This is a genomic window from Zarconia sp., from assembly GCF_057467645.1.
The window spans coordinates 1-14,489 of record NZ_JBRJXU010000027.1; the positions used below are offsets into that span (position 1 = coordinate 1).

The 14,489-nt window shown below is 46.5% G+C and carries 6 protein-coding genes; 3 read left to right on the top strand and 3 right to left on the bottom strand.

The genetic code is table 11. From position 1 onward, the window contains the following. The coding region (locus AC2215_RS04090) for a sulfotransferase domain-containing protein (RefSeq protein WP_486808681.1) at positions 1–1,548 on the bottom strand (1,548 nt) is incomplete at its 3' end. Positions 1,549–1,814: 266 nt separating this feature from the next. On the opposite strand from AC2215_RS04090, the gene AC2215_RS04095 reads away from it, so the two are divergent. The 3 genes from AC2215_RS04095 to AC2215_RS04105 all read left to right on the top strand — a co-directional run bounded on the left by AC2215_RS04095 (position 1,815) and on the right by AC2215_RS04105 (position 6,747). After that, positions 1,815–2,810 (top strand): glycosyltransferase family 2 protein, encoded by a 996-nt coding sequence (locus AC2215_RS04095; RefSeq protein ID WP_486808682.1) that lies wholly within the window; start codon positions 1,815–1,817, stop codon positions 2,808–2,810. After that, a complete protein-coding gene (locus AC2215_RS04100; RefSeq protein ID WP_486808683.1) occupies positions 2,807–4,330 on the top strand; it encodes a glycosyltransferase family 4 protein in 1,524 nt (507 codons plus the stop codon). The genes AC2215_RS04095 and AC2215_RS04100 overlap by 4 nt, the downstream gene beginning before the upstream one ends. 68 nt (positions 4,331–4,398) lie before the next feature. Next, entirely contained in the window at positions 4,399–6,747 is a 2,349-nt protein-coding gene (locus AC2215_RS04105) for a glycosyltransferase (protein WP_486808684.1), read from the top strand. 286 nt (positions 6,748–7,033) lie between these two features. Here the strand turns inward: AC2215_RS04105 and AC2215_RS04110 are convergent, their stop codons facing one another. Then, a complete protein-coding gene (locus tag AC2215_RS04110; protein ID WP_486808685.1) occupies positions 7,034–8,881 on the bottom strand; it encodes a tetratricopeptide repeat protein in 1,848 nt (615 codons plus the stop codon). Between the two features lie 16 nt (positions 8,882–8,897). After that, entirely contained in the window at positions 8,898–14,294 is a 5,397-nt protein-coding gene (locus AC2215_RS04115; protein ID WP_486808686.1) for a tetratricopeptide repeat protein, read from the bottom strand. Between the last annotated feature and the right edge of the window lie 195 nt (positions 14,295–14,489).

Genomic DNA, 14,489 nt, shown 5'->3' on the forward strand with positions numbered 1-14,489 from the left:
AAAATCAAAAACTTTTTTCAAAGTAGACTCTGGGGTGGAGAATAAATCTTCACTTTTTATCATCATTAATTGTTTTTTTGAAAAATAATTCATCCATTTTTTGACAAAATAAAAATATAGTCCTTGCCATAAATAACATGTTTCACCTTTTTTATTACCTTTCTGTACTAACTTACAAATTCTTTTGATATCCTCGAATTTATCCAGATTATAATTATTAATTTCATCAAAAATCATTTCTAACTTCTTAATTTCTGGAGTAACCGATTCTTCAAAAGAACGAACTTCTAAACCATTCCTGACCCAATGATTATAATGAGAGATCGCTTTATCAATTGGATTTCTCATTAGAACAATCAATTTAACGTTGGGAAACATATCATAAACTTTTTTTTCAATATCGGCATATAAATAGCCGGGAGTTGCTTCTCCTGATATGAAATTATCTCCTGGCAAAATCGGAGAAAAATGTGATCGATACCAGTTTATTCCTTTTTGAAAATTTGGTTGGTGGTTAAAAAATCTGATCTCTTTTTTGATAGAAGGCGAAGCATTAGGATGTTGAAAAATATACTCATAAAGAGAAGAAGTTCCACATTTCCCGGCTCCAATAATAATAAAATTCGGAGAGTCTACTTGTTGAAATTTATTTTCATTTTCTTTTTCCTTATATTTTGGGTACTTTTCTAAAAATTTATTACGACCTGCAATTTGATAGTAATGAATGGCTTTACTAAGATCTCCCTTTTCTGCAAAGCTATCACCTAAATAAACATAAGGCTTATAAAAATATGGGAAAACTTTTATTGCTGATTTATATGCTTTAATTGCGATATTTAATTGATGTGACGTCAATTGAGTATGACCGTGAAAATAACCTAGCTTTCCATATGATGACAAAACATCTGGCTTAATTTTAACTGCTTCTAGGTAGCAATTAAATGCTTCATCAAGCTTGCCAGATTGAAGCTGAATACTACCTAGCTTAAGATAGAGAGTATGATTATTCGATTCAATCGAAAGTGCTTTCTTATAACTAGCAATACCTTCATTTTTTCGTTTTATATCTATAAGCAAATCACCGAGTCTCATGTATACCCAAAAGGGTTGGTCTTCCTTTAGCTGAATTACTTTTTGGTAGGTGGATACAGCTTCTTGTTTATCGGCTGATTTAAAATCATACAATGCATTTGCTAAATCACGATATACCCAAAAAGGAAGATCTGGATCGAGTTTAATAGCTTTTTTGTATCCCTTAATCGCTTCATGAAAACTAGCTAGCTGAAGAAAACATTTAGATTGTTGAATATAGATTTCAGTACGATCGGGTTGAATATCAAGAATTTTTTGGTAACAACTTATAGATTCATGCCATTCTCTTTGAGATTCGTAAGTTTTAGCTAGTTTATTCAGGGAATCAATCAAAGATTTTTCGTGTGATTTGATTAGAGTTTGGTACTCTAAAATTTCTTTGGCAATTTTTTGTTTTTTTTCAATGCTTTCATTAGAGACCAAAATAGAGTTTTGTTTATGAGCTTTGTGTTGCATTGTAATTCTAATATTAATGATTGGAATGAGTGTAGTAGATGCTTTATAGAATCCGAAAATATAGTCTTACCCGCGCAAAATTCCTTTTCAGTACAAGTTATCACACTTTTCTTAAAGTTGCTAGATCGACTTCTTGAACTTTGCGTAAAGAATAAATTATCGTTGTAATTAAGTCCCTTTCCTTGAAGGAAATAGTGTATCAAACAAAAATCAAAAAGTTGCGAAATTACGTAAGTAATATCACTTAAGTGTCGATCGAATTTTGTATGCTTTTTCAACCCAAAGTCAGCATTATTATCCCCACTTATAATAGCGATCGCTACATTGCTCAAGCCATCGACAGCGTTTTAGAGCAAACTGACCCAAAATACGAACTTATCGTCGTTAATGACGGCTCGACCGATCGAACTGCGGAAGTCTTAAAACCCTATCTCGATCGCATTCGATACATCGAACAAACAAACCAGGGGGTAGCTGCTGCCCGCAATCACGGTATTGAGGAATCCCAAGGAGAATTAATTGCCTTTCTCGATGCAGACGATTTCTTTTTACCAGACAAACTGGCGGTGCAAGTTACTCGTTTTGAGGCAGAACCGAAGCTGGGAATGACGGTTTCGGGCTGGCATCTGGTTAACGCCGATGGCGAATTCATCTCGACGGTAGAACCCTGGCACCATGCTCCTGAGTTTAACTTAGAAACCGCAATTGTGCACAAACCCGCTCGTCCCAGTGCCACCATGGTTCGCAGAACGTGGTGCGAGCGCGTTGGCGGTTTCGATACTCGATTTTCGATCGGCGAAGATTTAGATTTTCTTTTACGCTTAATGGTATCGGGTTGTCCGGCCGATTGGGTGCGTCAATCCCTCATCTGCTATCGCCAGCACGATCGCAGCCTGATGTCTCGGGGAATGGAAGTCGTTCGCGGAACGCAAGCGGTGATGGAACGGTTTTTCGCCCGACCCGATTTGCCACAATCCATCCGATCGTTAAAAAACATAGAGCGCTATCAATGTTGGCTTTGGCTGGCCTGTCGCACCTACTACGATGGCGACCCTGAACAAATGGGACGCTGCTTGCACCAAGCCTTACATTATTCCCCCTATCGAAAAACCCAGACGGTAGACCATTGGGTTGCCAGTTTTGCCGCGTACGCTCGCCAGTACGGTCGTACTTTCGATATGTACGCCCTGAGTCATTCCCAACCGTGGCAACAGACTATCGACCGGCTCCTTTCCTCCGAAGTTCAGCCCTATCGACGATGAAACCCCATCTTCTTCTCTACACCGACGACCTCGGAATTGGCGGTGTCGCTCAGTTCAATAGTTCCCTCCTATGTCACCTCGCAACCCTTGGCTACCCACTCTCTCACGTCCAAGCCAAACCCATCGAACCCCTCATCCATCCAGAACGGGAACTGGGCATCGAGCATATCTGGTTGGGTTATCATGCCGGGAACGATTTGACCCGCACCCTCAAAGATATTAACGGTGCGAAAAGGATTTTTCGCCAGAGTCAACCTCAGCTCGTTCTCTTCAGCGACGGTTGGCCGTTTTCCAATCTCGCAGCCAAGCAAGCCGCCATCGAATTGGGAATCCCCTATATCATTATCCTAGGATTCATCGAGCCATCTTGCGTGCGCTTATCCTATGGCGATGATATTCCTTATGCCGATGTGGCAACATACCAATACGGTCGCGCCCGCTCCGTCGTCGCCGTTTCCCAAGAAAACTTAAACCTACTTCAGAGTCTTTTCCATTTACCTTCCCATCTCGGACAGGTGATTCACTACGGACGACCTCCCCAGTATTTTACCCCGCCAGCGTCGGAGGTGCGCCAGCGAGTGCGACGAGAACAAGGGATTCCCGAAGATGCAGTGGTGTGCTTTACAGCGGCGCGGATGGAACCGATTAAAGGCTACCAGTACCAAATTGCGGCGATGCGACAGTTGCAGCTCACCCAAACTTGGTCAAAACTTTATTTTCTTTGGGCGGGGTCGGGTTCGGAATGTCATTATAATAACGAGCAAGAACTTAAAGATGCCGTCGCCAAGTTAGAGATGGACGATCGCGTGAAGTTTCTCGGTCAACGTGGGGAGATCCCAGACTTGTTGGATGCTAGCGATATTTTCATCTTGCCCTCGCTGGCGGAGGGAATGCCCCTTTCAATTATGGAAGCGATGGCTAAAGGCTTACCGGTTATTGCATCTGCCGTGAGCGGTGTTCCCGAAGAGTTAGGCGACACCGGCAAATTATTGCCCCACCCGCAGCGAGACCCCAAAGGGACGGTTCGCGAATTAGTGACCGCTCTCGAAGCTTGGGTTGCATCTTCCCAGTTGCGCCAGTCAATGGGTCGCGCTTGCCAACAGCGAGCTGAAGTTCTGTTTCAAGAGTCGCGGATGCTTGCAGACTATACAACTGTTATTGAAAACGTGCTCTCATCGTTAGTACCCGCTCGTTCGGAGGTTACCTCACCAGAAATCGATCGACAATCCCAATACGACTTAGAACTAGAACGCCGCTTGCGTTATGGTTCCTGGGTTTGGGAAGCGTGGTCGGCTTATTGTCAGGGAAATCTGACGATGATGGCTCAATGCCTACAGAGGTCACTAAATTGCAGTCCCTTTTTGAAGACGAAAACGATCGACAACTGGATATCGAGTTTCCATCAGTTTTCAACAGTTCAAGGGGAGACTTTAGATGTTTACCGGCTCACCGATTTAGAGGAATGGAAGCACGCGATCGACGAATTCTCCATCCTGTATAGAACCCTAACGTTTCTTTGAGTTTTGTTTCTTATTTTTCCAACTATCTAGCTATTTTAGAGTTTTGAGTAATGTACGAAAAGCCGCCTGTGTCTAGTGTAAGTGAGTTGATGGACTGCTTATGCTCTCGTCCGCTCAATTTCTACAATCCCCAAGAGATAGATCCGCCCGTCGTCTCAATTATTTCTTCTTTTTATAACGCTTCAAAATATTTCGACGAAACCTATCATTCCATTATTCATCAAACTTGGCAAAATTTTGAATGGATTATCGTTGATGACTGTTCCCCCGATCCCGAAGAAGTTGAATTTTTCAAAACCCTTCCCCAACGCACATCAAAGATAAAAATATTTTTCCGCGAACAGAATGGCGGGCTGGCCGCCGGTCGAAATACTGGTATTGCCGAAGCCAAAGGTAAATATTTATTTTTTATGGATACAGACGATATTCTCGATCCGACTTATATCGAGAAAGCCGTTCTGTTTCTCGAAACTCACCCCGATTTTTCTTTTGTCAATTCCTACTCTGTGGGGTTCCAAGCTGAAGAATATTGGTGGACTCACGGCTTCAATAAACCGTCCAAGTTTATCGAGCAAAACTGGGTGACCGGACGCTTGTTATACCGGAAAGCGGATTTCGATAAATTGGGAGGCTTAGATGAAAACCTCCGGTTTTATGAAGATTGGGAGCGATGGCTCAAAGCGATGTCTAACCACCAAAAAGGTTGGACGATTCCCGAATATTTAGATTGCTACCGGCGAACGAGTTCTGGATTGCTGGCTTCCTCGCGCGATAAAGTCGATAAAGAGAAGCAAGTGACGGAGTACATCCAGTCTCGCTATCGTCCTTTTTTTGAAGCGAACGAGTTACCGGATATCGAGCTGCGACGATCTGCTTTCGACGCGCGCCAGTTCGATCGAAAAATAGAGGCAGAAAATCCCATTCACCCCGACAGTACCGGCAAGCGGATTTTGTGCTGGTTGCCCCATTTAGAAGTGGGTGGCGCGGATAAATACAATCTCGATTTGCTGACTTTGTTGAAAGCGCGAGGATACGAGATTACGATCGTCACCACCAATCCATCGGCGAGTTCCTGGCACTGGAAGTTTTATCAAATCACGCCGGATATTTTCCACCTATCCAAATTATTCGAAAACGGCTATTGGCTGGAGTTCGCACGCTACATTATGCGATCGCGCCAAATCGATATCGTATGGATGTCGAACTGCTACTACGCTTACTATCTATTACCTTTCCTGCGACCGGAATTTCCGGGCGTGGCATTTGTTGACTACACCCACACCGACGATCCAGGATGGCGGCAGGATGGCTATCCGCGCGTGTCCTGCCGGTTCCATCAATGGCTCGATTTTCAAGTGGTGTCGAGTCAGTATCTCGCCAACTATTACCGAGAGGTGCATCAAACCGATCCCGAGAAGCTCGTCGTTTGCTACACCAACCGGGATACGGACAAGTGGCAGCGCGATTTTCAGCTACGACAGGAATTGCGATCGAAGCTGGGTATTGCCGACGATACGGTGATGTTACTCTACCCAGCTCGAATCGCACCCCAAAAACGCCCTCTATTCTTAGTCGAGATCGTCCGCGCCTTAGTTGCCGCCGAGCAGCCGATTTGCGTCGTGACGATGGGGGGTGGCGATTTGCTAGAGGCGATGCAAGCCAAAATCGAGCGGTTGAATGTGGGGAAAGCTTTTAAAATGCTCTCCTCCGTCGCACCGGAAGAAATGCCCGGTTACTACTCGGCCGCCGATATTTTACTCTTACCCTCCGCTTACGAAGGGCTATCCCTAACGCTCTACGAAGCGATGTCAATGGAACTCCCGGTGGTGGCCTCTGATGTGGGGGGAAATAAGGAGTTAGTCACGCCAGACGTGGGATTTATCTTACCCAAAGGCAACGCAGATCGAGCTGAGGTTGAAGAATATCTCAAGGTTTTAATTCCCTTAATTGAAGATACTCAACAACGCCGTCATCTCGGAGCATTAGCCAGACAGCGGGTGGCGGAAGTCTTCCCCTTGGAAGGGATGGCAGACCAAATGGAAGAGATCTTTGCCCAAGCTATCCAAAAAAGTCAAGCGCAACCCCACCCTGCCATGGATGGGGAGATGACTGAAGAAATGCTGATACTCATTCAAGAATATCTGGCGCTAGATGAATTTACATCCGGGCAATGGAAAGAGTTACAAAGCTGGATACAGGAGTTAGAAAAAAATAAAAATCACTGGCATCGTGCGTGGCAAGAGTCTCATAACTGGGCGCAGCATTTAGAGAAGGAAAAAGTCGCACTCGAAACCCAGCGCCAAGCCTGGGTTAATGTTGCCAAACAAACCCAACAAGAGCTAGAGGCGGTTCAGCTACAACTCCAACAGGCTCAAGCTCAACTTGCCAATTTAAACGGTCACCAGCAACCTGTTTAGTCAAGTCATCGAGTCTAGTGGTACTTTGACAACTTTTAAACCTTTTCACCGCTCAAACCCTTGCTGGGACTAGGATTTAGGTCAAACCTCGAAAAATCGCTCAAACCCCTATGGTTATCACGTTTCTGCTGCTTCGACCTATAAGCATTGCTGTATATGGGTTTGAGCTGAAAATAACACCAAGTTTTGTCAAAGTAGCACTAGAAAACTATAGGGGTCAACAGCCGTTGACCCCGACAAAGATGGCGATTTTAAATTCAAGACGTAAATTCAAAACGCTAAGTCTTTACTCATTCCAATCGAGCTTGTATCCCAAACACTCTTCTAAGCGCTGATTGTGAGGGTGAAAATACTCGCTTAATTGCTCTCGAACAGACTGCTCGATAGGAGAGTAAGAACCCGCATAACGGACGGGATACTCTTCACGGTGAAACTCGGATATTCCCAAAAACTCAAAGACGGTTTCCATGGTTTGTTGGGTATTTTCCAACATCTTCTCATTTTGAAGAACCAAAAACTGGTCTTTGGGGAAAAGATCCACCCATTTTTCAATAAAGTAGGTATACAATCCCATGAGAATATAACCGGGTCGCTCCCACCAGTTCCAAGTTTTAGCCGCTTCTGAAGGGTCTTTCACACCTTGTAAAACATCTAACTCGGAAGCGATAGCCTCTGCGAAGGAGCGTCGCTCGAAGCCGTATTTCAGATTATGCTGATAATGAGAAAAAGCTCGATCTACGGGATTTCTCAAAATTGCGATCGACTTCATTTTGGGAAACAGTTGAAAAACTCGATCGTGGACGTTATTCACCATATATCCGGGACTCGCCTCACCGGTAATGAAAGACTGTCCTTCAACGGTCGGACAAAAGTGAGATAAATACCAGTCAACACCGTACTCGAACTTACCATCGTTATTGAAGAAGTGGACTTCTTTTTTAATACAGGGTAAAACTTTCGGGTGCTTGAGAATGTAGTCGTATAGAGCAGAGGTTCCAGTCTTCATCGGACCGATAATGATGAAATCGGGAGACGTTACCGTTCCGCGTTCCCAGTACTTTCGAGCGTATTCGGGTCGCATTGCCGAACACATTAAAACACTCGCTTTTTGATAGCTCTCAACAGCACGCTCGATATTATTTTGCTTGCTGAGGGTATCTCCCAAACGCACGTAAGCCCACGGATTGTTCGGTTCTTTCTCCAAAAACTTTTGGTAGCAAGAAACAACTCCATCTAACTGATGGGGTTGAGCCTTAGTAAACATGAGCTGGATAAAAGGAGAAGGAAGAAACGGATCGCTTTCAATCGAGCGAGTATAGGAAGCGATCGCTTCATCCAGGCGATTTTGTTTTCTAAAGATTTCTCCGAGGTTGTAGTGAACCCATGCTAGCTTCGAGTCGATTTTCAAGGCTTCCTGATAGGCAGCGATCGCTTCATCGGTTTTTGCCTGCCGCAGGAGAGCATCCCCCATATTTTGATAGGATAATGCGGCTTTAGGATTGACCTCTATGGCCTGAGTGTAGGATGCGATCGCCTCATCGAGCTTGCCCAACTTGGCAAAAGCATCTCCTAAGTGGTGATGGGCGCGATCGAGTTTTGAGTTGACTTCAATCGCTTTCTGATACCAAGAAATCGCTTCATCCCAGCGCTTTTGTTTGACTAGTGCTTGGGCGAGATTATAGTAAAGGCGATCGGACTTGCCGCCCATTTCAATTGCTTTATGATATTGGGCGATCGCTTCAGAAAAATTTTTTTTCGATTGAAAAGCAATTCCAAGCTTTTCATGAAATACTGCTATTTTAGGATTAATCTCGATTGCCTTCTGGTAGTTTTTTATTGCCGGATCGAGCTTGTTTTGCCAAAATAAGGCATTTCCCAAACAATGGTAAGACCATTCAAGTGTGGGTTCAATTTCAATTGCCTTTCGATAAGCTTGAATAGCATGTCCTAATTTCTGTTGAGCTACAAATGTCTCACCCAAATGATGATAGGCTTTCGCAAAGCTTGGATCTCGATTAATTGCTTTTTGAAATAAAAATACCGCTCGTTCTAGGTTGTTTGACTGACGAAGTTTCAAACCTCGCTCGAAGTAATCTTGTACGGTCAGTTCAGCTTTTATAGTTGTTTCTTCCATTTTTTTAGTCAAAATTCTAGAATATATTTTTATTGATTTTTATGGCTTCTCGATAAGCTAAACTGGCTTCATTTACGTTTCCTTTTTTGACCCATGCATCACCCAATCCTTTATAGGAATCTGCTAATTCTGAATTCAAACGAATGGCCTGAGTGTAAGCTGAAATGGCTTCGTCAAGTTTGTCACTCCACAATAGCGTATTTCCCAAACAGTGGTGAGACCAAGAAAAGTTCGGATCGAGTTCGATGGCTCGTTGGAATGCAGATATCGCGTCTTTATTTCTAGAGCGTTGTAGCAGTGCTTCCCCCAAAAAGTGATAAGCCAAAGCAGAAGTGGAATCAAGTTGAATAGCACGGATGTAACTTTCTATAGCCCACTCAACATGACCTTGCTTCATCGAGCTTTTACCGATTTGCAGGCAAACTTCTACATCTTGCAGATCGCTGGGTAAACTTTGATAGAAATTCCCTTGGATTTGACTGACTCGATCGAATGCTTGTTGCGCTTTATCGAATTGATTTTGTTTCACTAAAACCGCACCCAAATAGTGATAAGACCAACTATACTCTGGATCGATATAAATGGCTTTTTCGTAACATTCGATTGCATCCGACCAATTTTCTTGCAGAGCTAAGACTTTTCCCAGCTGTAAGTAGATTTCTACTTTGTTCGGCTCGATTTGAAGCGCGATTTTGTAAAATGCGATCGCCCGGTCTAGCTGACTTTGTCGGGTCAAGGCATTTCCCAATTGTACGTAAAGCCGACCGTCCTTGGGTTGAATCTCCAAAGCTTTATGATACAGCTCGATATTATCAGGATTTTGTTGAATCGCCTGACGGTAGGCCGTTAGCGCTTCTGATGAATAAAATTCCCGTTGTTTCCATCGGATATCTGCTAATTTTTCGTGGACTTTTGGGAACTCGGGATCGAGTTCGATCGCTTGCTTGTAAGCCTGTGCCGCATCCTCCCACAAGGTTTGTTCCGTCAGTGCATCTCCCAAGCCGCAATAAGCCCACACGGCATTGGATTCAATCTCAATCGCTTGCTGGTAGGTTCGCGCGGCCCCTTGCCAATCTTCTGCAGCGATCAGGGCTTCCGCCAACTTCTGGTAAGTCGGGACGAACTTCGGATCGATCTCGATCGCCTGACGGTAGCAGTCTGCCGCGTCCTCCCACTGCTCGAGATTCTGATAGAGCTGTCCCCAGTTACGGTAGACCAGCGGAAATTTGGGACTGATTTCTAAAGCGGCTTGGTAATGAGCCATTGCCTCTTCCGGTTGGTTCAGCTGGGCGCAGATACTCCCCAGATTTGCCCGCACGTAGGCTAAGTCGGGTTTGAGCGCGATCGCTCGGGTATACGCCTGCTGGGCTTCTTCGTAGTTTCCTTGGGCGTAGCAGGCATTGCCGAGGGTAGCATAGGCTTCTGCAGCTTCCGGCTGAATATCCAGCGCCCGTTTGCAAGCATCCACCGCTAACTGCCATTCTTGGTGCTCGTAATGAGTTTTCGCCTCTTCTAGAGCGGCTTTAACTTGAGCTTGATGCTCGGTACTCGGGGCTGGAGAGTCGATAATTAAGGTCGATCGAGCATCAACCTTTTCCTTGGACTGGCTCATGTAGAGCTGCATCGCTTGGCGGTAGTACCGAGCGGCTTCATCGGATTTGCCTTGTTGGGTGAGGGCTTCGGCGAGATTCTGAGATGCCGCAAACAGTTTGGGGTCTAATTCGAGCGCCTGACGGAAGCAGAATACTGCCTCGTCGAGATATTTGTAGCGAAACAAGGTATTGCCCAAGGTCAAATACCGAGCGACACCCACACTATTGGGATTGAGTTTGCAGGCACGGACAGCGCACTCGGCGGCTTCTCGCTCTTTCCCCAGTTGCTGCCACACCTTCGAGAGGCGATCGTAGACTGGGGCAAAATCAGGTTTGAGGGCGATCGCTTTTTGATAGTACTCGGCAGCCTCCGACCACTGTTTGGCTTGGGCTGCCAAGTTGCCCAGATTGGCGTTAGCCTCTGCATAGTCGGGATCGATTTCGATCGCCTTGAGATAGTACTCCCGCGCTTTTTCGATGTCTCCGCGAGAATGGGCGATATTTCCCAAGGTTTTCAACGTGGGAACGAAATTCGGATCGATGTGCAACGCTTCCTCGCAGGCTTGGGTAGCGTCATCGAGCTTCCCTTGAAACAACAAGGCTTCAGCGGCTTGCTGGCGACTGGCGGCAATTTTTTCCGATTGTTTTTCCAGTACCGGACGCTTGCCGTTACTGGGGTTTCCTGCGGGTGCTTTTAAGGAGAATTGAACCGCGTGGCGAGCGTAAATCGCAGCTTCTTCCGATTTCCCTTGTGCGGTGAGGGTACGGCTGAGGCGTTCGTACACGCTCTGCATCTGGGGAGCCAACTCCAACGCTTGACGGTAGCAAGTCATCGCTTGGGTGAGCTGACCGCGCTCGAATAACCGATCGCCTAAATTCAAATGTTCTTCGGGTTTGAACGATTTCGGTTCGAGTTCGTAGGCTCGATAGGCACAGTCGATGGATTCTGCGTCTCTTCCCACCTCCTTCCACACCTTTGAGAGGCGATCGTAGGCTCCGGCCAAACTGGGGTCGCGAGAAATCGCTTTTTGATACCAGCCAATGGCTTCGGGCCAGTTTTTCTCCTGGGCGGCTAAGCTCCCTAAATTGGCATAAGCAGGTCCGTAGTTGGGATCGAGCTCAATTGCTTTTAGATAACATTCCCTAGCTTTCTGACTTTGTTTTTGCGCGTGCCAAACATTCCCAAATATCTTATAAGCTGGAGCGAACTTGGGTGCAATTTCAAGTGCTTTTTTGCACGAGGAAATTGCCTCCTCAATTTGTTTTCGAGCGAGCAGGGTTTCTGCTTGTTTTGCAAGCGTAGCTGCTGTTTGTTCGGGGCTAACGGTGGCTGGCATGGGATTCACAACGAACGCTTCTAAGGGCACGAGTTGGATTGGTTTTACTATACCAATTCTTTCTAAAGTTTTCCGTAAAGTTTCTAAATTAATTTTAATATCTTCGATTAGGGGATTGGGATACATCAGCTTTCTCAGGGGAGAGCACGCAAAGACCTCTCCTCGGAGGTAATAATGCCGAAGACCGACGAGCTGACTAATTGCACCGAAATAATGTCGAAAATAATTCGGGGAAACAATTTCGATAACAGAGGTTTGCGGTTGGCAAAATAGAATATTGGTTAACCCGCTCCCGTGAGGGGCAACGATCGCCTTGGCTCTAGAAAATAGGTGAACTTGCTCATCTAAAGAGAGCGTTTCTAAGCAAACGGAAACAAAACCGTATTCTTGAAGCAGATCGAGCACTTCAGGTTCATTTAAAAGATGGCGATATCTCGTTTTCGTGCGACTAATATAAATTCGTTCCGGGGAAGGAATATCTCCCTCGATTTTTGGCAAAAATGTTTGTCGCAAAAAACGAACGGATTCAGAAGAAAGCCAGCTAAAATGACTGGGTAAAGACGGAACCAGCAAACGCTCGGCTCGAATATGGGGGTGGCGATCGCTTTCGATAATTTTGTCTTCTGGAATCCCCAACCGTTGCAAACTTTCTTTCTGAAACGGCTGACGATATTGATTGACGAAAAACTTATCGATGCGATCGAAATCGAACCCACCCCGTCGCAAAACGTCCAATCGAGGCAGAACGTCTACCATCCAGTGAAAATAGACATTGGCAGACAAAGCGGTGACGACGGCAACGGTTCCTTCGATCTGTTCGCAAGGGGGCAACTCTTCCATGCGAAAAATTCGGTGCTGTCGGATATTCCGGCGATCGCAGCTAGGAAGTTGACCGGGATACTCCGGCGATACATCAGCAAGCAGGTAATTATCTGGGGTGACAGTAGCCATCGTTTCGCACATTTGCCACCAACTGGTTTGAGGCATCACCCACGTCTGACCCTGGGGAATCGTTGCCACGAAGGTTTCGGGAGGTTCTACCCCGTAGGCATTCCTGGCACATTGGAAAACTCCCCCGCCGACATCCGTCATCTCCCAAGTCTCGAAAGTGGATTTCAAACAGCGATGACAGGCCAACCCCGCGCATGGGTCTTCAGCGGCAAAGGATGGGGGCTGCGGTTCTGGAGACGCGGTCGATGGTGCGCCTCTATTCACCCGAACGTAATGGGTCGAGTCGAGATCCGATCGCATCCACCAATCTCGGGTTGTGGGGTATACACCTCGGGGAAACCGATCGGCGCCAGTTTCGAGCGCTTGTAAGCGTTGTTGTTGCGACGCGCACTTTTGCAACTGCTGTTTGAGTCGATCGTCTTCGGGGTCGATGGCTGCCGCTTGTCGGAAATACTCGGCGGCCGGGTTGTAGCGATCGGAATCGAACTGAACGTTCCCCAGATAAGTATAAGTCTCTTTTAAATAGCGTACTGCATCGGGAGAGTCGGGTTGCTGGTCTATTGTCGCGACGAGTTGACCCGCGGCCCACCGCGCCCGTTCGAAATTATCCTCAGCCACCAACTCAGCCGCGCGATCGCAGTAGGCTTTCACCCACTCTGGCTGACGGGCGATAATGCGATGAAAGTCGGCAAAGGCTTTTTGATATTCTCCCCGTGCCATCTGGGAAACTCCGCAATCGATTTCGGCCCGGACCAGATCGGGTTCGAGTTCGATCGCCTTTTGGAAACAAGTCACGGCTTCACTGTGACGATCGCTTTTTTGATAGGCTTTGCCCAGATTGTAGTGAGTTAAGGCTCCCTCGGGATTTAATTCGAGCGCGCGATGGTAAGTGGCGATGGCTCGATCGAATTCTCCTTGGAGAAACCACAACTTTCCTAGGTTATTGTATGTGGGGACGAAATTCGGGTCGATCGCTCGTGCGGCTCGGTATGCTTCTAGAGCTTCATCAAATCGTTTTAGTCTGACAAACAGCAGACCTATATTATTGTAGGCATATAAGCAATGGGGCTGGTTCGCCTCGAATCGCGCCAGTGCCTTTCGGTAGCAACCAATGGCATCAGTTGGGCAACCCTGTCGGGTTAAAACCAAGGCGAGTTTGTAAAATGCCATTCCCCAGCTGGGTTGGAGAGCGATCGCCCGTTCGTAGCAATTTCGGGCTGCGGCTAAATCCTGCCGTCGATACTCGATCTCGCCGAGTTCGTAATGAAGTTGGGAATTCTTTGGAGTTAGGGCGATCGCTTGCCGGTAGTGCCATACAGCTTGAGAGAGTTCCCCAGCTTGGGCGAAGGTTCTCGCCCGATCTCGATAGCTAGTTTCGGTACCAGTGGCGGGTGGCCGATCGTTCTGTGCATCCCCCACGCCAACGTTATCCACAGCCATAACAGGCTGCTGTTGCACTGGCTCTGATGAAACTCCGGCGCTCGATTGCCGTTGAGCTTCGTGAGTGGATGCCATGGGGGGGTCTGCCTTCATGAACGATCGTTGGCTTTCGCGCAAATATCTGTGCATTCGGACTGTTCGATCGCAACGGACGCTCTGCCGTACGCCGAGAGTCCGAACCCAAACAGGTCTACTGAAGTCGAGGTTTTTTCGGACACACTACCAATTTGAAGCTCGATTCATTCTGTAGAGAGCACCCTACACCCAAACGCTAGACCCTGAAGAGTA